The organism is Cyclobacterium lianum (genome assembly GCF_900143075.1).
GTDB classification, from domain to species: domain Bacteria; phylum Bacteroidota; class Bacteroidia; order Cytophagales; family Cyclobacteriaceae; genus Cyclobacterium; species Cyclobacterium lianum.
The window spans coordinates 1-23,677 of record NZ_FRCY01000015.1 but is presented as its reverse complement, the minus strand read 5'-3'; the positions used below and the strand labels follow the sequence as shown (position 1 = coordinate 23,677).

Genomic DNA, 23,677 nt, shown 5'->3' with positions numbered 1-23,677 from the left:
GGCTAAATAATGAAATTTCCCGAATTAACTCAAGACCTCAGAAACATTTATTTTTTCCTCCTTGTCAAAAATGCTTATTGCCTGAGAAGCAGCCCATTGGTTTTCCAGCAATTGCGTCCAGGTTTCCAGGTAGATAATCAGATCTGACAGGCTGTTTTTTTTCATTTTATCCCTGCGGTCCTTGGGGATCAGGGCCAGTATTTTCGGATCAGATAATTTTTCCAGGTGAATCAAATCATCCCGGTCCAGGCCTGCATCAAGTAATTTGGTGATCATGAGATCCATGGGCATGCCACTGCTCGGACAGTAATCGACCAATTGCTCGCTCCAGTCGCCGGAGCGCTGCATGGCCAGCCGATGGATTTCTGCTTTGCTGATTTGAATGATCTCCTGCGCAAGGTTGCCACAATTGCACGCGCCCATATGGCCCCATTGGTAAGGTGCTCCTTTTTTGAGTTTTGCTACCGTTTTACGCAGGTCAAATATCAATTTGGGATTCGCTGTTGCCATGGTTTGGTTTTTTATGTAATAAACCATTTTAGGCAAAAGTAGTTTCTGATCATCCCAATAAAATCGGATTTTTCAATGGATGTCTTGCCTGTTTTTTCCAAAAATTAAATGGATATACTGTTTGATTAGCGGCTTGGAAAGGTATTTCTTTACTTTTTCGTACTGATTGGCCTTGTTGATGTCGCGTTCATCTACCGAGCTGCTCAGGATGTAAATTTCAGGGTCCTGCTTTACCGGATCGAAAATTTCCAGAAAATCCCAACCGGACATTTCGGGCATGTTGAGATCAAGAAAAAGATAATGAGGATTGATTTGATAGATGTCCTTTAAGGCATCCATAGCATTGTCAAAGGTGAAAACCTTGCATGGTTCTGTAATATTTCTTTGTATCAATTTTTCTGTGACAAAGATACTGATAGGATCATCATCAATTAAAACTATTTTTACCATTGAAATGCATAAACGTGTTATTGAAAAGCAAATAAAGCACTACAAAAGTAGAGTAAAATTTTTAATTAGTAAATTTTGACACAAAATATTTTTTTTGCCCAAATTTTTTACCGATTACCAGGCTGCATGATCGGGCCCTGGTAATCGGTAAATCTTACCGGCTAGCAAGCAAATCCTGCTTCCAGGGCGCATCCGGAACAACCTCGCGGGTGCTATAAAAAAAGCGGCAAGCCATCAGAGAAAACGTTAAAAAGGCCTAGATTTGTGCAGGGTTGTCCGGGAATTTTATTTCCCTGAAGGCCTCTTTTGAATGTAAAAAACCATCTTTACTCCCAAGACCAAGAATTCCTTCTCATGGCCAAACCAGATTTTGATGATATTTTTATGGAGCTGGCGGTGAGCCTGGCGCAAAGATCTCACTGTATCAAAAAGCATGTGGGCGCTGTACTCAGCAAAGATACCCGCATCATTTCTATAGGCTACAACGGACCTCCTTCCGGTACGCACAATTGTGACGAAGAATTTCCGGAAGAGGGCTGTAGCAGGGATAGCAAGGGAAGTTGTTCGCTGGCCCTGCATGCAGAGCAAAATGCGATCCTCTATGCGGTCAAAAACAAAGCCTCGGTAGACGGGTCTACCCTGTATGTGACTCTGGCGCCTTGTCTGCCCTGCGCGAGAATCATTTATTCCATGGGTATCAGTAAAGTGGTTTACCTGTATTCTTATGCGGATTATAAAGGTATCGGCATTGATGAAGGGCTGGCTTTTCTGGAAAAATTCGGTGTCAAGGTAGAACATTACCAGAAAGTGTTGCAAATAAGCGACTCTTTGGTTTAGCCCGGATTTCGGTGTGAGGGCCGGGATTGCAGGAAAATCAGGTAGTTTCGAAACTTCACCGCCCTGATGAGGTTGGGAACTACATTGAGGTGATTTCGGCCTGCGATAGAATTCCTGATGCACATTTCGGGTTCAACTGGTCAATTTGTTGGCTAGCGTAGCTGCAATTCCACAAGCTGGTTTGCTGTAGGCTCGGCATATACGCTTCCTCATTTACCACTTTCTGGTGGATCTCTGGGCGTTTCACGGAGCAATAGAATAATGGTGGCTAGAGCTGAATGAGTTGCTCCCGGCCGATGACATTGACCTCTCTTTCGAGCCGGATATTAAATTCAGTGCATACCTGTTCCTGGATTTTCCTACCCAATTCAAGGATATCGGACCCGTTACTTCCGCCGTAATTGACCAAAACAAGGGGTTGTTTTTCATGCACACCCACGGGTCCCATACGTTTGCCCTTCCAACCCAGCGTATCGATTAGCCAGGCGGCGGGGATTTTCACCCTGTCACCTGCTATCGGATACCCCGGGATTTCCGAATGTTTTTCCTTGAGTTGATTGTATCTTTCCAGCGAGATGGTTGGGTTTTTAAAAAAACTTCCGGCATTTCCCAGCTCTTTTGGATCCGGGAGTTTTTGTTGCCGGATCTGCACCACCGCTTTGCTGATGTTCAGGGGGCTGGGCCGTATGGCTCCCATTTTTTGCAGGGTGCTTTGAATATCCCCATAGCTGATATTGGGTTGGTGGTCTTTGTTTAACCTGAATGCTACGTGGGTAATGATGTATTTGCCCTTCAATTCATTTTTGAAGATGCTGTCTCTGTATCCAAACCTGCAGTCCTTTTCTTGAAATATTCGGGTGGTTCCGGTGGAAATCTCAATTGCCTCCAGGTGCTCAAATGCGGATTTGATTTCCACACCATAAGCTCCAATATTTTGCATGGGCGCGGCACCCACCGTACCCGGGATAAGCGAAAGGTTTTCCAGCCCACTTAAATTTTGGTCGAGAGAATACAGGACCAGATCGTGCCAGACTACACCTGCCCCCACCTTCAGGATCACCTGCTGATCGTCTTCGCTAATTTTATCTATCCCCAGGATACTGATTTTCAACACCAGGGCATCCAGGTCCTCGAGGAGTAGAATATTGCTGCCACCTCCCAGGATAAAAAGTGGTTTGCCCAGAAGCTGGGATTGTTTGAAAGCAAGCAGGATATCCTCCTTACTTTCTGCTTTCATCAAATATCTGGCCCTTTTGTTTATTCCAAAGGTATTGTAAGCGCTTAATGAAATATTTTCTTGTATCTTCATCCTCTATTATATATCACGAATTAACGGTTATTTGGTCAAATAGAAAAAATTAACCTCATAATTTAGCGCGGAAGGGTTGGGGTTAATTTTCGTGGAATAATTGAAAAAATCGGCTTTTTTATGAAAGAGATGGTGATAAATGGTATCCGGGTCCGACCCGGGCAATCCCTGAATATTGAGATAGCCATAGCCAGACTTCCTACCCACACCCTTATCGATCTGCCGGTATTTATCCGCAGTTCGAGTAAACCAGGCCCTACTGTATTGATCAGCGGGGGAGTCCATGGGGATGAAATCAACGGAATTGTCACCGTAAAGAGAATGCTTGAGGAAAACATGTTTGAGCCCAGAAAGGGAACCTTGATTTTCATACCGCTGGTGAATGTATATGGCTTCCTGAGCAATTCCAGGACTTTTCCGGATGGCAGGGATCTGAACAGGAGCTTTCCCGGAAGTAGTAAAGGCTCTCTTGCTTCCCAGATTGCCTATATTCTAACCCATGAGATCATATCCCAAATCGATTTTGGCATTGATTTTCATACCGGAGGAAGGATGCTGTCCAATTACCCACAGGTACGGGTAGATTTCAAAGACAAGGTGGGATTGAAACTGGCCGAAATTTTTGGCGCACATTTTACGGTCAATTCTCCTCATATTGACAAGTCATTCCGCAAGGAAGCCTACAAAAACAAGAAGCATATTCTGGTATTTGAAGGAGGAGAGTCCATGCGCCTTGACGAGCAGGTGGTACGAGAGGGGATAGTGGGTACCGGAAGGCTACTCCGGCACCTGGACATGATTGAGGGGGATTTTCCACCTGTCAGAACCTTGAAAATCCAGGAAAGCGGCTGGGTCAGGGCCAGGATCTCTGGTATTTTCAATGCTTCTGTATCTCTGGGAGATGAAGTAAGGAAAGGTCAGGTTTTGGCCAAAATCTCCGATCCGTATGGACAGGTAAAGGTACCTGTCAAAAGCGCTTCATCCGGGTATGTGATTGGCATTAACAATCAGCCGGTAGTCAATGCCGGAGATGCACTGATACATATTGGAAGAAGTGGAGGGAGTGCATTGACCGATTCCTACTGAAACCTGAGGGCCAGACCCAGGTTGAGGTAGGAAATGCCATATCCGATCTCTGCGAAACCAGCGGCCATGGGGGAGAAATAATAGCGCCCGCCGAGATAGATGGTCAGTCCTGTACTGTTGCCGAAGTTTCCGGATCCCTGCCGGTTTCCCTGTGAATCTGTGTAGGTATAGTTGAGCAGGTTGGCGGCCAGCATCAGACCGGCATACACATCAAGGTCTTCATTGTCCAGGCCCTGATAATGGTAGGCACTGCGCAGGCCGATAATGGTATACTTCCAGCTGGCAGAAGAATTAAATCCGGAGGTTTCCGTATCCCAGCCAAAACTTTTGTATCCGGCGTAGCCGCCAAGGCTGATGACTCCATCTTCTCCGGCATCCCATACTCCCTGTTCATATTGCACACTGAGGGCGGGAGTTTGTGAGTTGTGTGAAAAACTGCCCAGCGAGCTGCCGATCCCTACTCCAGCGCTGATTACTTTCGTCCCCTTGTCAAATGCCTGTCCTTTCGCATCAGAAAAATACAGGGACAGCAAGAATATACAGGAAAAGGTAAATAAAAGGAGACTATTTTGTTGTGTAAATTTTTTGATTTTCATATCCGGGAAGTTTTATGTTGATTTGCTTCTAATGTACTGCTATGGCAGTTTAATCGAAAACACTATTGATTAACTGCCGGCAATCATTTATTTTTTGCACGCTATTATTTAGTAATTGATCCAATAAAGGATTATTTTGTGATTGGTTTAATCGCATCATGAGGTTATTTGTTATTTGGATAGGTTTGATAGCTCCCTGCCTGGTATCGGGGCAGGGCAGGGAACTGGACAGTCTCAGGCAAATTGTCGGCGAGCCTGCAATTGCGGATTCTGTCAGGCTGATGCTTTGGAATGAAATGGCTTATGCTTTTTACAGTATCGAACCCGACTCTGGTATCTATTATGCGCAAAGAGCACTCGAATTGGCAGAAAAGATGCACCATGAGCATTACCAGGCGGTCTCCTGGAACAACCTGGGCTCAAATTATTGGGCCAGGGGCGATGATTCTCTGGCCCTGTATGCCTACATGCAAGCCATGAACCGGCATACCACACTAAATAATCAACTGGGAGCGGCGAAGGCGCTGAGCAATATGGCATTGATTCAATACAATCAATCTGAATTTCTTGAGGCAATCCGCAGTCATGAAGAGGCTATATCCCGATTTTCAGCCCTTGATCATCCGCCGGGACGCTATTATAATTTGTCCAACTTAGGAGTAGTATACCTGTCTCTTGCCGATTACCCCAAGGCGCTGGAGACATTTTTTGATGCCCTGAAATTGATACCTGAGGAAGAAGAAATGTTGCAGGCCAATCTCGCTACAAACATTGGTCTGGTCTATAAAAATACCGGGGAGCTGGATACTGCACTGAGTTACCAAAAGCGCGCCTATGCCTGGTTTGAAAAAGCAGGAAACCGGCAGGGAATGGCCAATGCCCTGGGAAATATGGGCGTGATTCTGGACAAGAAGAAGATGCCCGAGCAGGCGCTGGTACATTTCAAAAATGCCCTGGAGATCAACGAACAGATCGGTAACCAGCGGAGGATTGGTAGCGACCTGAGCAATATGGGGAAGGCCTATTTAAATCTGGGTCGTTTTGATGAGGCCTATCAATCTCATTTGCAGGCCATAGATGTCTATGCCCAGACAAACGACCTGGAAAATGCTGCCATGAATTTGCACCTGATGGGGATGTTGATCGCTGCCATGCCGGTCGATTTCCTGCCTTATGCGTCCATTACCACACAAAACAAGATCAGAAAGTCTTTGGAATACCAGCAAAAGGGCAAAGAACTGGCTTTGCAATCTGGTGCAAAATCGCTGCTTCAGGATGTTTACCTGGGGCTGAGTGACACCTATGCACTGGCGGGCAATTATGAAAGCGCACTTTTCTGGCACAAAAAGCACCTCGAATTCAGAGACAGCGTAATGAATGACGACAAACAAAAGGAATTGCTCAGACAGCAGACCCGATTTGAATTTGATAAAAAGGAGGCTATTCTAAAGGCCTCCCATGAAAAAGCCCTGTCCATAGGGCAGACCGCACTCGAGGAACAGGCTTACAAAAAGCAATTGATTGCGGGGACTTTCGCCTTTTTTGTTTTCTTTTCTCTGATAGTAGCTGTATTGTACAAGAAGAAACGGGATGCCCGGGAAAGAGAGAAAGAAGCCGCCCTTAAGCAGAAAATCGCCGAGACGGAAATGAAATGGCTTAAAGCCCAGCTCAATCCTCATTTTATATTCAATTCGCTGAATGCAATCAGTGATTTTATATTGAAACATGATCCCATTACAGCCGATTACTATCTGGGAAAATTTGCCCGGCTGATGCGGATGATCCTGGAAAAAAGTGCAGAACAAACCATTTCGCTAAAGGAGGATTTGCAGATGCTCGAGATCTACATGCAATTGGAGTCTTTTCGGTTTAATGGAAAGTTTTCCTACACCATAGCCGTAGATAAGGAGCTTGAGCCCGAAAAAATCCAGGTTCCTCCTTTGCTTTTACAGCCCTATGTGGAAAACAGCATCTGGCATGGCTTTTCTACACAGGATAAAGTTTCCGGAGAAATAAAGATCCTCATCAGGAAAACGGGAAATGGCATCACCTTCGTCGTGGAGGACAATGGCAGGGGTATAAAGGCATCGGCGAACCTGGCGAAGACCAAAAATGGACATTCTATGGGCATGCGCCTTACAGAAGACCGAATCGCTGTATGGAACCAATCTCAAAAAATGAAGGCTAGTGTAAATCATGGTGCGCTGGATACAGGCTACCGCGTAGAATTGCAAATACCTGAATTATGCTGAAGGCAATAATCATTGACGATGAAGATCACTGCAGGAGTCGCTTGGTAACGCTCCTTGATGTATATGCCGGAGGGCAAGTAAAGGTCCTGGGTTCCTATGCAAATACCGATAACCTGGACAGGGTCCTGAAAGGCGAGTTGCCCGATGTTGTTTTCATGGACATAGAATTGGACGACCAGCTTATTTTTACCTGGTTAGGAAGCAGAGCGGACTGGCCTTTTGAGCTGGTATTTACTACTGCGCATGAAAAGTATGCTATAGAAGCAATCAAAGCAAATGCGGTGGATTACCTGTTAAAGCCTATAGATCCCGATGAACTCCTGCTAAGCCTGGAAAGGATCAGGGCTAAAAGGGCAAAGGAACCCTTCGGAGGGACCAGAAATAATGATGGGCCGGATCTGCTTTATGGCCCAAAAAAGCGAATTCCTATTCCCACCCAGGAAGGCTTGAATTTTGTGGATCCGGACGAAATCAGCCATTTACAGGCCGACGTGAATTATACTGTTATTCACTTCCAAAACAAACAAAAAGTGACGGTAGCGAAAACCCTGAAGGAATTTGAGCTGATGTTACATAGCCTGGGCTTTTTCCGGGTGCACAACAGCCATCTGGTCAACCTGTCAAAGGTCAGACAATTTCGAAAAGGTAAGGGTGGAACCCTGGTTTTGGACAATGGGTCACAGATAGAGGTGTCTACCCGAAAAAAAGAAGCCCTGCTTAAAGCACTGCGGGCGCCCTAATGCATTATCAGGGTTTTTTCTCCATCACGACTCCTTCCGCCAGCCGAATGGTAGTTTTGGTGTCACAAACGCCGGTTTTGGAATAAACTAACTCATGGTCAACGGCTTGTGCTCCCGTCCGCAACACTGTCCAGGTTTCAATGCCGGTAGACGGTCTGAAAATAAAACTGGCCAGACATTCGGCCCCCAGGGTTTTGGTCAGGTCTACACTGATCTCGTTACCACTCCAGTTTCTGCCACCCATGGCCCCCCTGGTGTTTATTTGCGATACCATTCCAGATTCATAGTTGACCTGGTGTTCCAACCGGGGCTTCAGCCGGGTGCTTGAACCAAGGTTGTTTTTCAGCAACAGCGAATCCGTAAATTCTACCATCAATTTATTGTCGATCCGTTTTTGAGCAACGCGAAAACGACGGGTTCCGTTAAAGCTAGTCTGGCTTTGCCGGAAATCCTGAAAGACCATGTGGACGGTGTCCGTGCTGCCGGGTGACGGCAGGCTGTATTGCAGCAGAATGGACCCTTCTATGTCTGGTAAACCGGTATCTTCACAATTGCTTTGATCATAATCAAGGGTAATGCTCAGGGAATCTTCCGAAAAGGAAACCACCGGACATCCCGGAAGACTATCTGTGAATGACTTTTTTTTGTAAGCACCCGGTTCGTAAAAAGCCAGGTGCAGGTGCTCATCCAGGGATTTTGAAACCCAATAAGCCTCCTCCCCCTCATACGACTGATCGATCTGCAATTCCCGGTTTACATCCAGATTACAGGAAAGAAAAAGAAAGCAAAAACTGAACCTGAGAAAAGACTTCATCTGTTAATGTTTTGTATTTTAAAGGCATAATCTGCCCCGGTCTCTATGCCGGTATGAAGGCCTTGATAGTCAGAAACATATACTGGGTTGGGCAATCATCCCATACTGTGCCCTGCCTGCCTGAGACAGACACTTTTTAAAAGCACACCTCAATCTTGTGTTGTGTTCTCGGCACCATACTCTGCTGCAAAGATAAATAAACGAGCGGCATATCATTTTAATGCCCACAAATTTAGCTATTTTAAGGAAAATTTGACAGGTACACCGAAATCTTATGGATATTGTACGATTAATATCATCCTCAAATATACAGTGAAAAGATAGGTTTAATCGTTACATATTGTCCATCGACCGGGTATCATCCGGGCGGACATCTGACGGTCTTTAACTAATTGTCAATAAATGAAATCAAATCAAGGAATGCTTGTACCCGATGCGCTCAAAGACCAGGTGGTGCTCCTGACGGGGGGAGGTACCGGACTTGGTAAATCTATGGCCAGATATTTTTTGAGTTTGGGGGCAAAGCTGCTCATCAGCAGCCGGAAGATGGACGTTCTGGAACGGGCAGCAGCAGAGTTGAGGGAACAGACAGGGGGAGAAGTACTGCCCCTGTCCTGTGATATCAGAGATACCGGTCAGGTGGAACAGATGTTCGAAACGGGCAGGCAGCATTATGGGAATATTGACGTGGTCGTCAACAATGCCGCTGCCAATTTTATTTCCCCTACCGAGAGGCTTTCCGCAAATGCCTTTCACACTATCCTGGACATCGTACTAAAAGGAACTGCGAATGTGACCCTTGCTGCGGGAAAAGATTGGATAGAAAAGAAACAGGCTGGAGTGTTCCTGAATATCCTGACCACCTATGCTTTTACCGGCTCCGCCTATGTGGTGCCTAGTGCGGCGGCAAAGGCCGGCGTGCTGGCCATGACCAGATCCCTGGCCGTAGAATGGGCTTCCTATGGGATTCGGAGCAATGCCATTGCCCCGGGACCATTTCCCACTGAGGGTGCCTGGGAGAGGCTTTTGCCCGGCGAGTTTGCAGCGCAGTTTGACCCTGCCAGGCGCGTGCCTCTGGGACGTGTAGGTGAGCACCAGGAGCTGGCCAACCTGGCTGCCTACCTGATTTCTCCGTATGCCTCATATGTCAATGGGGAGATCATCACCATTGACGGTGGGGAGTGGCTGCAGGGTGCAGGTCAGTTTAATGGACTCAAAGCGGTCAGCAACAGCGTCTGGGACGACATGGAAAAGAAAAGAAAGAACCGGTAGCAAGAATCAGCTGTTCCGGACTAGCGCTTGTCCTCTTTAAATACCGGGGGTTTTTTAAAAGGAAGCGTTAGGCTATGGTCCCAATTGGGCAAAACCTTTTTGATATTTCTTTCCTCCAGCGAAGTGGTTTCAATGAAGTACCAGTTTCCGCGATTCTCGGTACCCACGGCGATTAGGTTGCTGGTATTGGTGAGGGTGCCTCCCGGTACCTTGGTGACCAGGGTGATGGGTACGATTGCATGGATTTCATCCGCAACCGTGACGGCCTCGATCTGCTCTCCGAATTCTACTGAGGTCAGATGCTGCCCTTTTTTCTCTTTGGTTTCCTGAATTTGCTTCAGTATATTTTTCATGGCATCTCTTCCGCCTGCTTTTTCGATCAGCGTGGGGTAGGTAAAATCCAGCAGGATCTCATGATCCCCGTGCAACTGCGCATAGGCGTAAATCTGTCCGGCTGTTCTGATTTCTTCCTCGATCTGAGCATAGAGCTGAATGGAATGTGAAAAACTTACAAAAATGAATAAAAAACGTAAAATTTTAACCATATCCCTATCCGATTTTTCACCTAAAATAAGGGCTAGAACAGGATTTTCAAGGCTAAATTCAATAAAATTTCACTGTTCTATGCCAGATGCATTAAACCAGTGAAGTTCTCCATTTTCTATTCCATAAGCTACCTGTATCGGATTGCAGCAAACTTCACAATCCTCTATATATTCTTGCTGCGCTACACTTGGATCCAACAACATGGAGATTTCGGCCAGGCAGTAGGGGCACTGAAAATAATGCTCAATTTCCATCGGTATATCTGGGTTGCTTATTGTTTACTACTCCATTGGGAGGTCAAAAGTTGCCGGAAACAAGGATATTTGTGGAAGGAATAGATTTGCAGGGTAGCGCAGGAAGCTACCGGCGATGGTGAAATGCTCAGAGCAGGCAAACAGGGGAAAATAAGTTACGGTACATAACGGTGCGGATCAGAGGCCGCTACCAGAGAGGGAAATATCCGCAGTTTTGCTATCCAATACATGTCCGTTTTCGCATTTAAGAATGCGGTATGGATATTTTTTAAGCAGTTCGTAGTTATGGGTGGCCATCAGAATAGCCGTGCCTTTTTTGTTGATTTCCTGGAACAGTTTGAAAATTCCATCTGAAACATCAGGGTCAAGATTTCCTGTAGGCTCATCGGCCAAAAGAATAGAGGGCTCATTCAACAGGGCCCGCGCGATCACCACACGCTGCTGTTCTCCACCGGAAAGCTGATGCGGCATTTTGGTGGCAGCTCCCCCCAGGCCCACACCCATCAATACCTCAATCATCCGGTTTTTCATTTTTATCTTGTCCTTCCAGCCGGTGGCACGTAGTACAAAGTAGAGGTTTTCTGCTACGCTGCGATCGGGAAACAATTGAAAATCCTGGAAAACGATACCCAGCTTGCGCCGGAGAAAAGGAATCTCTTTTTTCTTAATGCTTGAAATGCTGTACCCCGCCACCTCGGCTTCGCCCATGATCAATGGCAGGTCCGCATAAAGGGTTTTGAGCAGAGAACTTTTGCCACTACCGGTACGTCCGATTAAAAAAACAAATTCATCCTTTTCAATATTAAAATTTACATTTTTCAGGATAGTATTGATGCCCTGAAAAATACAGGCATTGCTCACCTTGACCACAGGCTCGTTGGAGAAAATCATATCAGAGGCTGAGTTTTTTGAGTTTACCAAAGGGGAGTTCCCTGATCAGTTGTTCCAACGCCGCTTCTTTTCCTTCCAGGCCAAACTTTTCCATGTTTTTCAATGGACGGTCCGCCCTGAAATAGGCTACCAGCACAAAATTTTCGTCTCTGATCTGGATGTAGTCCGGGATTTTGGCCTTACCCTTTACTTTAATGATATACATGGCCAGTGGATTAGTTTGAAATATATGCAGCTATTGAACAAACGGCAGCCAAAAAAGGGCAGGTACTTATCCTGCCCTCCGATCAGTTTATTTATTGGCTTTGGCATGGTCTGCCAGAAATTGTGCCAGCCCTTTATCGGTAAGTGGATGGTTCAATAATCCGGTAATGACTTTTAAAGGACAGGTCACCACATCTGCACCTAGCTCTGCACACTTGACCAGGTGCATCGTATGGCGCAGAGAAGCTGCCAGTACTTCTGTTTCGAATCCGTAATTCTGGTAAATGTGTACGATCTGTGCAATAAGGTCCAGGCCATCGAAAGAAATGTCATCCAGGCGACCGATAAAAGGAGAAAGGTAACTTGCTCCTGCCTTTGCCGCCAATATGGCCTGCCCGGCGGAAAAAACCAGGGTGCAGTTTGTCCGGATGCCCTCACTTGAAAAATACTTTATCGCCTTGATCCCTTCCCTGATCATGGGAACCTTAACCACGATTTTATCATCGATTTTAGCCAGCGCTTTTCCTTCCCTGATCATGCCGTCAAAGTCCGTAGCGATCACTTCCGCGCTTACGTTTGCATCTACTATGTCACAGATCGCTTTGTAGTGGGCATTGACGCGCTCCTCTCCGCTGATGCCCTCTTTGGCCATCAGGGATGGGTTGGTCGTCACTCCGTCCAATACCCCCAATTCATAGGCTTCTTTTATTTCATCTAAATTCGCTGTATCAATAAAGAATTTCATGTGTGTATAGGTGTTTATTTGTTGTTGCATTGACTGCAAAGGCGTAATTCAGAGCGATTCTTGAAGATGTAAAATGTAGTATTCCCCAACTTTCAAAAACCATCCCCGCTGTCGTTTGCCTCATGTCCGATAATTTAAGTCTTGGTTTGCCGGTAAATTTAATGCAAAATAAATTAAAAGCAGGATCCGATTGGGAAAAGGATAAAAAAATAAGCGGCATCGCACCGCTACAACCGCCTACCCTTGCTTCCTTCCGGACCTGGGGGATTTAGCAGGAGCTGGTCGTGCCGCTCACCACAAAGGTAAATAAAATAACTTCATCTGCAAAGAAAAATAAATAGGGCAGAGCAAACTCTTTGGTATCAGGGGGAAATTTATTGGCAGTATTATTGTTGTTTTCACGGGGTAGTCGATGCATTTACTTTCCAAACAATCCGGTCAGTGACCTGAGCAGTAAAAGGATAAAATTTCTTTAATTAAAACTGAGCAAAATGATTAAAAAACTGGGAATTTTGAGTTTGATATTTTTAATGGGATCCTGTACTTTGTTTCAGCCGAGGATTCCCTACCAATTGGGCATGTCTGAAAGCAAATTTCTGCGGCAAAACAAAGATGCGGTCATCAGCCAGCTCAACAATGAAAAAAAAGTGTACCGGATCAATAAAGATGAGCGTTTTTATCTGCTGGCTACCTTCGAAAACGATGAGCTTGTAAGTCTCGAGGAAAAGGAATTGGCTCCTCAATGGCCCCAGCAGCGGATCATGGATCCGAATAACCCGGATTACAACAACCGATATCAGAACCAGCCCAATCAGGAGCGGCCAAACCGGTAATAGCCAGGCAATGGGATTGCCCCATCGGCTGGCGCTCTGAGCATGCTGTCTCGACAGCGCGCTCATATATAAGGAGGCATCATCCACATCTCTGGCACCGTTTTTGGGCTAGTAGTCTTGAAAAAGACAAGCTAAACCAACTTAACTATAAGATGAAAATCTCTTTCTACCGGAAAGAGATTTTTTTGTGTAGGAGTACAATAAATGTCGATTGCCGCTGAGATAGCCAAAATTATTTATTAAGTTTATTTTATTGAGTAAAAATATGTCTTAATAATTGGTTATATTTATTGCCTGTTTCGATCAAACTATAAAAAATGGAAAATAACCGACGGAAGTTTTTGAGACGACTGGGTATGGCAGGGGCGGCCTCAGCGCTTGCGCCTGCAGCCTTTGCGCGTCAGGAGGCACGAGAATTTGAGTCCATGCGAAGAGAGAATCCCATGCCGGCAGACAGGGAGCTGAAAATAGCGCTGATCGGTGCCGGCATCATGGGTACACAGGACATGAATACGGCTCTTGAGCACGATAATGTGCAGATTACGGCTGTGTGCGACCTGTATGACGGGCGCCTGGAATCGGCCAAAGAAAAGTGGGGGAATCATTTATTTCTGACCAAAGACCACAAGGAAATACTCAAGAGAGCTGATATTGATGCCGTGCTGATCGGGACTCCTGACCATTGGCACAAACAGATCAGCGTGGATGCACTCAATGCAGGCAAGCATGTCTACTGCGAAAAACCGATGGTACATGATGTGAGCGAAGGCAAAGAGGTAATTGATGCCTGGAGGAAGTCCGGAAAAGTGTTTGTGGTGGGCAGCCAGGGAATTTCCAGTTTAGGGAATGAAAAAGCAAAGGAGCTTCTGGCAGCCGGTGTGATAGGGGATATCAATTATGCTGAGGGATTCTGGGCGCGGCATTCCCCTGAGGGCGCATGGCAGTACCTGGTGCCTGATGATGCATCGGAAAAAACCGTCGATTGGAAGCGGTACATCTCCAATACCACGAGTAGGGATTTCGATCCGCTGCGTTTTTTCAGGTGGAGAAACTACCTGGATTACGGTACGGGCATGTCGGGAGATTTGTTTGTACACTTGTTTACCAGTTTACATTTCATTACCAATTCACTGGGTCCGGACAAGATCTCAGCCATGGGTGGCTTGAGATACTGGAAGGACGGAAGGGAAGTACCGGACGTATTGCTGGGCATGTTTCAATACCCAGACAGTGAGCAGCATCCCGGATTTAATCTCTCACTGCGGTGCAACTTCGTAGACGGTACCAGCGGGTCCACCTACCTGAAGATTGTAGGTAGTAAGGGATCTATGGATGTGAAATGGGATGAGGTAGTGGTGAAGACCAATCAGCAGACCGCTAGCGACGATCCTTTCATGGAGGCCCAGGCCAGGATGCGGGGGGCTGCAGCCGACAGAAAGAGAATTCTGCCTCCCAATGAAATGGTATATAAAGTAGAGCCTGGCTACAAAGGCGCGCACTACGATCATTTCGGAAACTTCTTCCGGGCAATTCGCGAGGGCGGACAGGTGACCGAGGATCCTGTCTTTGCGTTTCGTGCCGCTGCACCTGCTTTGCTGTGCAATGACAGCTATTTTCAGGACAAATTTATCCAATGGGATCCTGTAAACATGAAATTGGTTTAACCTTCAAACAGATAAATAAAACCCATAGCAAATGATGAAATTAATCGTAAAAAACAGCGCATTGATGCTGGCCATGGCATTGATATTGTCCTGCACTTCTTCAAACGAAAAGGAACTTTTCAACGGGGAAGATCTGTCGGGATGGACCGTATATGGAACTGAGAAATGGTATGTCGAAGATGGGATCCTGGTCTCCGAAAGTGGCCCTGATGCCGAATACGGATATCTCGGCACGGAGGAGAATTACAAGGATTTTGAGTTGACAGCACAATTCAAGCAAGATCAGGATGGAAATAGCGGCATATTTTTCCGATCCACCTTTGAGGGTACCAAAGTGTCCGGATGGCAGGTAGAAGTGGCGCCTCCCGGCAATGATACCGGAGGGATCTACGAATCTTACGGCAGGGGCTGGCTGATCAAGCCTGATCCGGAGAAGGACAAAAACCTGAAATTCGGCGAATGGAACGATATCAAGATCAGGGTGCAGGGAGATCATGTGACCACCTGGTTAAATGGAGTGGAAATGGTCGACTATACCGATGAGAAGATAGGAGACGGCGAGGGCCAGATCGCCCTGCAGATCCATAGCGGTGGAGGACTAAAAATTTCCTGGAAAGATATCAAGGTAAAAACCCTGTAAGAAACTTTGTAAGGAAATTGACCCTGATGAGTCTTTAACACAGAAAAGCCCTGTATCAAGCGGGGCTTTTTTGCGTTCCCTACTATTGTTTGACAAAAGGAAGGGAGCTTTGGGCCATTTTTTGTAATTTGCACGCTGTTAATACAAAAAGTATGTCCAAATTCGATTCGATAAGACCTTTTTACGATAGTGAAGTCAACGGAGCTTTAAAGGAAGTGGCTGCCCATCCCATGATGAAGGCAATGATGAATTTCACTTTTCCGGAGAAAAAGGATGAAGAATGGACCGGCCAGTTGTTAAAAACCCATTCAATACGGGATTTCCAGATTAACTTTATCTACCATTCCGTGCAGAAAGTACTGGCAGTAAGTTCCAGTGGCCTGACGACCTCTGGCTTTGAAAAACTGCAGCCCAATACGGCTTATCTGTTTATTTCCAATCACCGGGATATAATCCTGGACACCTCCTTACTCAATACTACCCTCTATGAGCATGGGCTGCTCATGACTACCTCTGCTATTGGCGATAATCTGGTGAAAAAGCCCTTTTTGAAAACCCTATCCAGGCTCACCAGAAATTTTATCGTGCACAGGGGGCTCAGTAGTAAAGCCATGCTGGAATATTCCCTGTTAAATTCGGAATATATACGGGACGCAATATTTTCGCAAAACAGGTCTGTATGGATCGCCCAGCGTGAAGGGAGGACCAAGGATGGTATGGACCTGACCCAGAAGGGGGTGTTGAAGATGCTTTCCAAGGCAGCAGGAGATCTGCCCTTACAAGATTACCTGATCAAACTAAAAATCGTTCCGGTGTCCATTTCCTACGAAAATGACCCCACTGATATGTTGAAAATGCCGGAGCTGCTGGCTAAAGCCAGGGAAGAAACCTATGTCAAACAGAAAAATGAGGACTTCAGGACCCTGATGAGCGGGATCATGGGGCAGAAAAAACGCATCCACATTTCAGTAGGTGACTTTCTGGACGATGAAATCAGGTCGATTTTCAAGGAAGAAAAAACCGTCAACAAGCAACTCCAGGCATTGGCAGGCGTCTTGGACAGAGAAATTGTAAAAAACTATCGCTTATGGCCTACCAACTATATAGCACTGGATTTGCTCAACCAGTCCGAAGCTCACAAAGGGCAATATAGCTTACAGGAGAAAATGGAATTTGAGGAGAGAATGAGCGCCGGGCTTGCATTGAACAATCCGGTAGCGGTAAAGAATTTTCTGGCCATGTATGCCAATCCGGTCATTCACAAGGAGAAGATGCAGCTTTTGGCCACCTAGCAGTCTCGCGTTGAACGGATTTTTTTGATACTTTTGTAGTAAGTTAACCATTAATGCCATTTTCGTGACAGACAAGAATTTACATATTGGATTGGTCCAACTGACTTGCAGTGCCGATCCCGAAGCAAATATTGAAAAAACGATTGCCGCGATTAAAGAAGCTGCCGCACAGGGAGCGCAGGTAGTCTGCCTTCAGGAACTCTTCAGGTCGCTTTATTTTTGTGATGTAGAGGCTTACGAAAACTTTTCTCTTGCAGAGGCTATCCCGGGACCAAGTACGGAAATCTTTTCTAATCTGGCGGAAGAGCTGAAAGTCGTGATCATCGCCTCTTTATTTGAAAAGCGGGCTGAAGGAATCTATCACAATACCACGGCAGTATTGGATGCCGACGGCAGCTATCTGGGCAAATACCGAAAAATGCACATTCCCGATGATCCGGGATTTTACGAAAAGTTTTATTTCACACCGGGAGATCTGGGATACAAGGTGTTTCCTACCAGATACGGCAGACTGGGCATACTCATTTGCTGGGACCAATGGTACCCTGAGGCAGCGAGAATTACGTCCCTGCTTGGGGCTGATGTTTTGTTTTATCCCACAGCCATAGGCTGGCACGAATCGCAGGATCCAGCCACCAATGAAGAGCAATACCAGGCCTGGCAAACCATACAGCGGTCCCATGCCGTAGCGAACGGGGTGCCGGTAGTGGCAGTAAACCGCACCGGAAAAGAAGGTGAATTGCAATTTTGGGGCGGATCCTTTGTTACCAATGCTTTTGGAAAAGTAACCTATCAGGCACCACACCTGGATGAGGCCATCAAAGTAGTGCCCGTGAGCCTGGCGCAGTCCGACAGGTACCGGACGCACTGGCCTTTTCTCAGGGACAGGAGGATTGAAAGCTATGATCCAATATTAAAGCGTTATCTGGATGAAAATTGATCCCCGGTTTAACTTTAAGACCCGTACAGGCAGCGACCCCGCATGTCCCTCGGCGTTGGGCTATTTCTTTCCGGCGGAATTTCACCGCCATGAGGCCACCTGGCTGAGCTGGCCACACAAGGAAGCCTCCTGGCCCGGAAAAATTGAAAGCATCTATCCGGCCTACAGTGAGTTTGTCGCTTACCTGGCACAGGGGGAGAAAGTAAATATCATGCTGGCGAATCAAAAAATGCAGGACTTTGCCACTGCTCACCTGGCACGGGCCGGAGCAGATCTGAATCAGGTGTTTTTTTACCATTTCCCGACCAACGATGCCTGGTGCAGGGATCATGGCCCCTGTTTTTTATTGAATGAGCATCAGGAAATGGGAAAGGCCATCGTGGATTGGGGCTACAATGCCTGGGGCAATAAGTACCCTCCTTTTGACCTCGATAACCAGATCCCGGAAAAGGTAGCACTCCTCCTTAAAATACCCTCCTTTAAGCCCGGCATCATTATGGAGGGAGGCTCGGTAGACTTCAACGGAAAGGGCAGCTTGCTCACCACAGAAGCCTGCCTGCTGAATCCAAACAGGAACCCCCAATACGACAAAGCAGAGATCGAACATTTTTTAATGGAGTATTACGGTATCCAACAGGTGCTCTGGCTGAAGGATGGCATAGTGGGAGACGATACAGACGGGCACGTAGACGACCTCACCCGTTTTGTCAGTGAAAGAAAAGTCGTGACGGTGGTGGAACAAAACAAGAAGGACGAGAATTACCAGGTATTGCAGGAAAACCTGGAGCTCCTGCAGGCTTTTCGCCTGCCGGATGGGCAAGCGCTGGATATTGTTGAGTTGCCCATGCCTGCTCCGGTGATCTATGAAGATACCCGCCTACCCGCCAGCTATGCCAATTTTTACATCGCCAACAAACATGTGATTGTGCCCACCTTCCGGGATAAAAATGATGAAAAAGCACTGGATATACTCAGCCGCTGTTTTCCGGACAGGGAGGTAGTGGGGGTAGATTCCTGGGATTTGATCTGGGGCTTAGGATCCTTTCATTGCCTGAGCCAGCAGGAGCCGGCTTATCTGTGATTCGGATTCTGACAACGGAATCCCTTTTAGCAGGGTAGGGAAATATTTTCTGCTATTGCAGGGCTTGAGTTGCGGTAATAGGTATTTTTTCACAGAGCTACACCTTGTGTTTTGATTGTGCGCAGTTAGATGCAGATCTGATTTCCTTACCGGGTTGTTTACTGCAAGAAGCCAAAATCAACTTCAGGGGGGCAATATGCCCCGGTATATCCATCGCTCGTGGCCGTCCGATAAACCTTATCTTTCAGGAAGTCACCGCAAGCATTCTGTTAACATCCATTTTGTACGCCTGCAAAGGTGAATATAGGTCAAAAAGTTGACCTGTACAATGGGTGGGAAGCCTGTGCTGATTATAATCGGTATCCTTATGCGCGGTACATTTCAGTGAACTACCGTATACCAGACCCCTACGTACGCAGGTCATTTCAGCGACAGATAAATGTGAGCGCCTCATCCTGAGCCAAATGGCTAAGGTCGGGCTTCTCGATTACAGGAAGGTTATTTTCTTTCCAACCAGTTTACCAATTTCAGGTTTTCTAAGTACCTGAAATCGTGGTTATTGTCAGTTACCAAAATCATTTCGTTTGCAAGTGCAGTAACTCCAATGATCAAATCAAATTCAACATGCATCGGTTTTCCGTTTTTTCTTGGCAAGACTTTGTAATTGGTATATTGGTCTACTATTCCAAAAATCGGTATGATGGTCAACCCTTTTACAAATTTATCAACCGCTCTGTGAGATTTTTTTGGATTAGCGCTGTTTTCTGCTCCGTATTTCAGTTCAAAAACTGTTACTTCAGAGATGAAGATATTCTCAAGACCTTTTTCCCTGATAATTTTATCAAGATGGAGTTCCCCTCTCAAAAAAAAGACACATGTACTTGTATCAAGCAAATATTGAATTTATCAAATTTTCAAGTCTTTTGATCTGAATTTCCTACTTTCTCTGATACCTTTTATGATTTCTTTCGCGGGAATTTCTGTAGAAAATCCACCGAAGGAACTGAAAAAATCCTTTTCGTTAGACTTTCTGCCCTTCCTTATAGATTTCGCAAGTCGTTCAAGTAGCTCTAATTTGCTTCCTGAACTCAAACTTTCAAAAAGCTCAGAATGAGTTTCAATGATATGGCGTTCTGCATGTGTCAAAACCTAAATTTTAATAATTATATGAAATTACATCATAGAACTGATTTCCAATATACTTGGTTCTTCTTCAACTTCCCTGCAACGGCCCTGGCTGTGGCATTTTGAAACCGAATCTTTGTACGCCCGACCGAATGTTGTTTAGTTGTAATATCTTAATTTTTTTGGCATTCAGCCCCCATTTGCTATAATCGCTGTGTGTGTCCGGCATGAGCATCTGGTATCGAAGATACCAAATTATTCCAGAGGGTGAAACGCCTGTGCCGATTTCTCGGTATCCCTTACGCGCGGGGTTCCCGATAAAAATCTGGACAAGCTGTTACCCGAAGCAAAGCAAGTGGCAAAGCTTGGTATCCATCCGAGGACCCCATTAGATTTATCTAGGAATTATAGCAGGTAATGTTTATGCCTTGGTTCTGTATTCCCTGCCTATCGGCAGGCAGGCTCCCAATTGGAGGGCAGTAGCTGGTAGAGGTCCTTCTGTTTATGACTCTGGATTCTTTCGAACACATCCTTAAGCCAGTCAAATTCATTTACCTTGTTCCTTTTGCAGCTCGCCATGAAAGAGTACATGGTTGCGGTCATTTCTGCTGCCTGATGTGATCCTGCGAACAAAAAGGCTTTCCTGCCGACAGCCAGGGGCCTCACTGCATTTTCAACTAAATTATTATCAATTTCCATTTACCCGTGCAGTGCGTATGCACTCAATCCTGCCCATCTTTTATGTGTGTAGGCGATGGCTTTTCCTATAGTCATTATTTAGAATTCCTGGAAGATGGGGTTTATCGGCCGGATAGGTAGAAACTCCACCCTCGGCAGGCGTACCGTTTTTGCCTTGTCGCGGCAATCTTTGGCTTGGAAAGTAGCGTGGGTGTCCGATATATCCTTTATGCGGTGGTTGGAAATAGCCACCCGGTGGCTGTACTGGCCCATGTAATGAATTACTTGGCGGGCATCGCTGAGGGGATGCTCGCCAAACACCACGCAGGGAGTAGCGTACGCCTGCTGCATCTGCTCATGGAAAGAACACAGTCATTTGAGGTGTAATTGCGCAGGAGCGTTGTGCAACTACCCCACATATCCGTTGGTTACAGGGTTCTAGTTAATAATCTCCATTAAAGACTTTACTCCAATACACCTTGTACAAGATCATTTCCACTGGTACTGGTTATCTGTTCCAGGTCATTGCCATTTACATCAATGCTCCAAATATTGAAGTTATTCTGACCATTTTCCTGGCCAGTCCAGGCAATATGAGTGCCATTGGCATAATAATGCGGATTTATAGGCGCCTGTGATTGTGGCGAAAGATCGGTAAATATCAACTGTGGCCCTATGCCATCAACAAGACTCATGCGAAAGATGCCCTTTCCTGCTTGGATGTTGGAGCTTGAAAAAATAATATCTTCACCATTTGGAGACCAATCCATACTACTATTTGGAGTAAAACTTAACGTCAACACATCTGTAATTAAACCACTTTCCGTGTTAAGAATAGAAAGCCGTGGTTGTATATCCTCACCTGCTCGGATAAATGCAATTTCGTTAGATACCGGAGAGACCGTAAATTTGGAAACACGCTCATCGGACTGATGCAATGTGGTTAGGAAATAATCCTCTCCTGTTTCGATATTGTATGCTGCAATATCTTCCGGGCGGCCCCCTGCATGATTCTCCTCAAGCGAAGGTTCCGGCCTTAAAAAATATAAAATCTTACTATCGTATGAAAATTCAGGTGAATAATCGTCCCCATCTCCTCCGGGGATTTCTATTGTTTCGTTGGTTTCACAATTCCTTAAATAGGCAAAATAGCCCATTCGGTCATCATCAAATTTGTTGTAAGCAATCCATTTGCCATTTGGCGATATCGCTACACTTAAACCACCAAATCCCATATATTCAGCATTAGATCCATCAAAATTACAAACATAAAAGGATGAATTTCCATACTGGTAAATAATTTTAGGTTGGTCATAACAGCCCAGGCCATCGGGAGTATCAGCAAAAGGGATAATAGTAAAATCAACATATGCCGAGGCAATAATCGTATTGTTTTCAGTAATTACTTCTACAATTATGCGCTCATCGCCGCTAATTCTTCCAATGCATCGCATGGAGTGCCCTGCAATGGTGGAATTAGCAAGTGTGTTTACGCCGTCAGAGAGTTCACCGTTTTCGGTATCCAAGGTCCATCGGTAGTTAAGATTAGCAACATCTCCATAATAGTCGGTTACGGTTGCTGTAAAAGTAGCCACATTGTTAATAGCTAACTTGCCATCGCTTAGTCCACTGGCTTCCAAATTCACTGTACCTACATATTTTGTTTCGTCATTATTACAAGACCATCCCATTAGAATTATTACCCCTAACAGAAGTTTTAATTGTTTCATATGCTCGTCATTTATGATTATATAACTATATCGGTTATTGTATCAAATGTCATCACTTTTTCTTCATCATTTGCCTGAATTGTTTATTAAAAAGGGTATGTGATGCCGTATGATACTACCTATACTTGACCACGAGAACAAAATACTAAATTAATTTAATTGTTTAATGTTATTATTGTAAATACAGTTAATATCGAGAAATAACGCCTGATGCGTATCATCCTCTATGGAAACACATAATGGCGGAAACGCCGCAAAAACTTTATTCCCGGCAAACGTACCGGCTTGGTTTTGGCTTTGTCGCGGTAAATTTGGCCTGGAAAGTAACGCGAGCAGGGGATATATCCACTAAACGGTGGTTGGAAATAGCTATCCGGTTGGTTTACTGGCCCAGGTAATCGCATGGTTGGCATCGCTAAGGGGTGGCTCCAATGCTATTAAGTTAAGCATTTTTGGGGCTTATTCGTCCTTTTTAAATTGATTTTTTAGTTTTTAGGATTCGAAAAGCCGACTTTCTGTAAGTTTGAAGGTATACCTTTTCCTTACTTTACTTTTCGTGGTCGATATGTGATGCTTTTTTCTTTCTACAGTTTTTTCCACTTTAAGAATGCGATTTACAGCCTCCCCAATAATTTCAATATTTCTTTCAACCGCCCTTTTAGTTTTTATATCCTTCTGATACTCTAAAAAATTCAATGGCGTATCTTCAAAGAAAGGTACTTCTTTTGACCGTTACCCAAAAAAAAATCCCGCCGGCATTATCCGGCAGGATTTCCCCCCTCTTCAGGATACAATTTTTCGGTAGCCATACTGCCTGCCTCTTATTCATCGGCCTCCTCCCCAATGCTATTAAGTTAAGCTTTTTGGTTTGTTATTTTGGTTTCAAAATGGAATAATTTTGATTTTTCCCTGCCGGTTTCGGTATCTTGGCGAGCTTTTTATCAGGTTTCGGGCATAGGCTTCCTTACTCCTGAAGCAGGTGTCAATTTTTGGTGCGATATGTTGTATTTTCTTCTCTTTCCTTCCCTTTTTTGCTATTTATAGTATTGGTTGGTCCTTGCCGATTTTCCCAGACCCTTTCTAGAAAATTTCCTTCCCTTCTTTACCGCTACCTGCTTTCGGGCTATCTTGTTGACCAGGATTTCCAGTATTTTTTCCACACTTTCCCGGCTGAACAACTCCACAATC

General features: G+C 45.4%; 26 protein-coding genes and 1 other RNA gene. 11 read left to right on the top strand and 16 right to left on the bottom strand.

All coding sequences use genetic code 11. The annotated features are described in order from the left end of the window. Positions 1-24: 24 nt before the first annotated feature. Both BUB19_RS19060 and BUB19_RS19055 read right to left on the bottom strand, forming a co-directional pair. Entirely contained in the window at positions 25-510 is a 486-nt protein-coding gene (locus BUB19_RS19060) for a hypothetical protein (RefSeq protein WP_073097001.1), read from the bottom strand. A 72-nt stretch (positions 511-582) separates the two neighbouring features. After that, positions 583-960 (bottom strand): response regulator, encoded by a 378-nt coding sequence (locus BUB19_RS19055; protein WP_073096865.1) that lies wholly within the window; start codon positions 958-960, stop codon positions 583-585. A gap of 354 nt (positions 961-1,314) precedes the next feature. Between BUB19_RS19055 and BUB19_RS19050 the strand changes: the two genes are divergently transcribed. Then, a complete protein-coding gene (locus BUB19_RS19050; RefSeq protein WP_073096999.1) occupies positions 1,315-1,797 on the top strand; it encodes a deoxycytidylate deaminase in 483 nt (160 codons plus the stop codon). 268 nt (positions 1,798-2,065) lie between these two features. Here the strand turns inward: BUB19_RS19050 and murB are convergent, their stop codons facing one another. Further along, on the bottom strand, positions 2,066-3,106 hold the full coding sequence (gene murB / locus BUB19_RS19045) for a UDP-N-acetylmuramate dehydrogenase (RefSeq protein ID WP_073096863.1): 1,041 nt from the start codon (positions 3,104-3,106) through the stop codon (positions 2,066-2,068). 120 nt (positions 3,107-3,226) lie between these two features. On the opposite strand from murB, the gene BUB19_RS19040 reads away from it, so the two are divergent. After that, complete coding sequence (locus BUB19_RS19040) at positions 3,227-4,192, top strand: succinylglutamate desuccinylase/aspartoacylase family protein (protein WP_073096862.1); 966 nt, start codon at positions 3,227-3,229, stop codon at positions 4,190-4,192. Here BUB19_RS19040 and BUB19_RS19035 read toward each other — a convergent pair. Then, a complete protein-coding gene (locus BUB19_RS19035; protein WP_073096860.1) occupies positions 4,186-4,788 on the bottom strand; it encodes a hypothetical protein in 603 nt (200 codons plus the stop codon). The two genes, BUB19_RS19040 and BUB19_RS19035, sit on opposite strands and share 7 nt — an antisense overlap. Positions 4,789-4,946: 158 nt before the next feature. Here BUB19_RS19035 and BUB19_RS19030 point away from each other — a divergent pair, with 158 nt between their 5' ends. Next, positions 4,947-7,040, top strand: coding sequence for a tetratricopeptide repeat-containing sensor histidine kinase (locus tag BUB19_RS19030; protein ID WP_073096858.1), 2,094 nt, complete (start codon positions 4,947-4,949; stop codon positions 7,038-7,040). Then, positions 7,034-7,780: a LytR/AlgR family response regulator transcription factor gene (locus BUB19_RS19025; RefSeq protein ID WP_073096856.1), complete on the top strand. Its 747-nt coding sequence runs from the start codon at positions 7,034-7,036 to the stop codon at positions 7,778-7,780. Before BUB19_RS19030 ends, BUB19_RS19025 begins: the two co-directional genes overlap by 7 nt. A 7-nt stretch (positions 7,781-7,787) precedes the next feature. Here the strand turns inward: BUB19_RS19025 and BUB19_RS19020 are convergent, their stop codons facing one another. Next, complete coding sequence (locus BUB19_RS19020) at positions 7,788-8,594, bottom strand: hypothetical protein (protein WP_073096854.1); 807 nt, start codon at positions 8,592-8,594, stop codon at positions 7,788-7,790. Between the two features lie 402 nt (positions 8,595-8,996). Between BUB19_RS19020 and BUB19_RS19015 the strand changes: the two genes are divergently transcribed. Next, positions 8,997-9,866 (top strand): SDR family oxidoreductase, encoded by an 870-nt coding sequence (locus tag BUB19_RS19015; protein WP_073096852.1) that lies wholly within the window; start codon positions 8,997-8,999, stop codon positions 9,864-9,866. 20 nt (positions 9,867-9,886) lie between these two features. Here the strand turns inward: BUB19_RS19015 and BUB19_RS19010 are convergent, their stop codons facing one another. The 6 genes from BUB19_RS19010 to ffs form a co-directional block, all read right to left on the bottom strand. Next, positions 9,887-10,411: a hypothetical protein gene (locus BUB19_RS19010; RefSeq protein ID WP_073096850.1), complete on the bottom strand. Its 525-nt coding sequence runs from the start codon at positions 10,409-10,411 to the stop codon at positions 9,887-9,889. A 69-nt stretch (positions 10,412-10,480) separates the two neighbouring features. Next, positions 10,481-10,666: a CPXCG motif-containing cysteine-rich protein gene (locus BUB19_RS19005; RefSeq protein ID WP_073096848.1), complete on the bottom strand. Its 186-nt coding sequence runs from the start codon at positions 10,664-10,666 to the stop codon at positions 10,481-10,483. A gap of 177 nt (positions 10,667-10,843) precedes the next feature. Continuing rightward, entirely contained in the window at positions 10,844-11,557 is a 714-nt protein-coding gene (locus BUB19_RS19000) for a cell division ATP-binding protein FtsE (RefSeq protein ID WP_073096847.1), read from the bottom strand. A 1-nt stretch (position 11,558) separates the two neighbouring features. Further along, positions 11,559-11,762, bottom strand: a complete 204-nt coding sequence (locus BUB19_RS18995) for a fructose-6-phosphate aldolase (RefSeq protein WP_073096845.1) — start codon at positions 11,760-11,762, stop codon at positions 11,559-11,561. 87 nt (positions 11,763-11,849) lie between these two features. After that, positions 11,850-12,506 (bottom strand): fructose-6-phosphate aldolase, encoded by a 657-nt coding sequence (gene fsa, locus BUB19_RS18990; RefSeq protein ID WP_073096997.1) that lies wholly within the window; start codon positions 12,504-12,506, stop codon positions 11,850-11,852. 204 nt (positions 12,507-12,710) lie between these two features. Beyond that, positions 12,711-12,803: signal recognition particle sRNA small type (gene ffs, locus BUB19_RS18985), an RNA gene on the bottom strand. Positions 12,804-12,997: 194 nt separating this feature from the next. Between ffs and BUB19_RS18980 the strand changes: the two genes are divergently transcribed. The 6 genes from BUB19_RS18980 to BUB19_RS18955 all read left to right on the top strand — a co-directional run bounded on the left by BUB19_RS18980 (position 12,998) and on the right by BUB19_RS18955 (position 18,956). Then, the gene (locus tag BUB19_RS18980) at positions 12,998-13,339 is read left to right on the top strand and encodes a hypothetical protein (protein WP_073096843.1); all 342 of its coding nucleotides are present in this window, start codon (positions 12,998-13,000) and stop codon (positions 13,337-13,339) included. A 317-nt stretch (positions 13,340-13,656) separates the two neighbouring features. Beyond that, positions 13,657-15,003, top strand: coding sequence for a Gfo/Idh/MocA family protein (locus BUB19_RS18975; protein WP_073096841.1), 1,347 nt, complete (start codon positions 13,657-13,659; stop codon positions 15,001-15,003). A gap of 34 nt (positions 15,004-15,037) precedes the next feature. Further along, positions 15,038-15,643, top strand: coding sequence for a 3-keto-disaccharide hydrolase (locus BUB19_RS18970; RefSeq protein ID WP_073096996.1), 606 nt, complete (start codon positions 15,038-15,040; stop codon positions 15,641-15,643). 152 nt (positions 15,644-15,795) lie between these two features. Next, positions 15,796-16,935 (top strand): 1-acyl-sn-glycerol-3-phosphate acyltransferase, encoded by a 1,140-nt coding sequence (locus BUB19_RS18965; protein ID WP_073096840.1) that lies wholly within the window; start codon positions 15,796-15,798, stop codon positions 16,933-16,935. Positions 16,936-16,999: 64 nt separating this feature from the next. Further along, positions 17,000-17,875, top strand: a complete 876-nt coding sequence (locus BUB19_RS18960) for a carbon-nitrogen hydrolase (protein WP_073096837.1) — start codon at positions 17,000-17,002, stop codon at positions 17,873-17,875. Then, positions 17,865-18,956 (top strand): agmatine deiminase family protein, encoded by a 1,092-nt coding sequence (locus BUB19_RS18955; RefSeq protein ID WP_073096834.1) that lies wholly within the window; start codon positions 17,865-17,867, stop codon positions 18,954-18,956. Before BUB19_RS18960 ends, BUB19_RS18955 begins: the two co-directional genes overlap by 11 nt. 498 nt (positions 18,957-19,454) lie before the next feature. Here BUB19_RS18955 and BUB19_RS18950 read toward each other — a convergent pair whose 3' ends face one another. The 5 genes from BUB19_RS18950 to BUB19_RS24565 form a co-directional block, all read right to left on the bottom strand. Continuing rightward, positions 19,455-19,850: a PIN domain-containing protein gene (locus tag BUB19_RS18950; RefSeq protein WP_245802906.1), complete on the bottom strand. Its 396-nt coding sequence runs from the start codon at positions 19,848-19,850 to the stop codon at positions 19,455-19,457. 678 nt (positions 19,851-20,528) lie between these two features. Next, complete coding sequence (locus BUB19_RS18940) at positions 20,529-20,780, bottom strand: transposase domain-containing protein (RefSeq protein ID WP_073096825.1); 252 nt, start codon at positions 20,778-20,780, stop codon at positions 20,529-20,531. Between the two features lie 78 nt (positions 20,781-20,858). Further along, entirely contained in the window at positions 20,859-21,110 is a 252-nt protein-coding gene (locus BUB19_RS24795) for a transposase (protein WP_073096822.1), read from the bottom strand. 113 nt (positions 21,111-21,223) lie between these two features. Then, the gene (locus tag BUB19_RS18930) at positions 21,224-22,489 is read right to left on the bottom strand and encodes a TolB family protein (RefSeq protein ID WP_143156102.1); all 1,266 of its coding nucleotides are present in this window, start codon (positions 22,487-22,489) and stop codon (positions 21,224-21,226) included. A gap of 492 nt (positions 22,490-22,981) precedes the next feature. Further along, positions 22,982-23,185 carry a HepT-like ribonuclease domain-containing protein gene (locus BUB19_RS24565; RefSeq protein WP_245802904.1) on the bottom strand — a complete coding sequence of 68 codons (204 nt, stop codon included), beginning with the start codon at positions 23,183-23,185 and terminating at the stop codon, positions 22,982-22,984. Positions 23,186-23,677 lie beyond the last annotated feature (492 nt).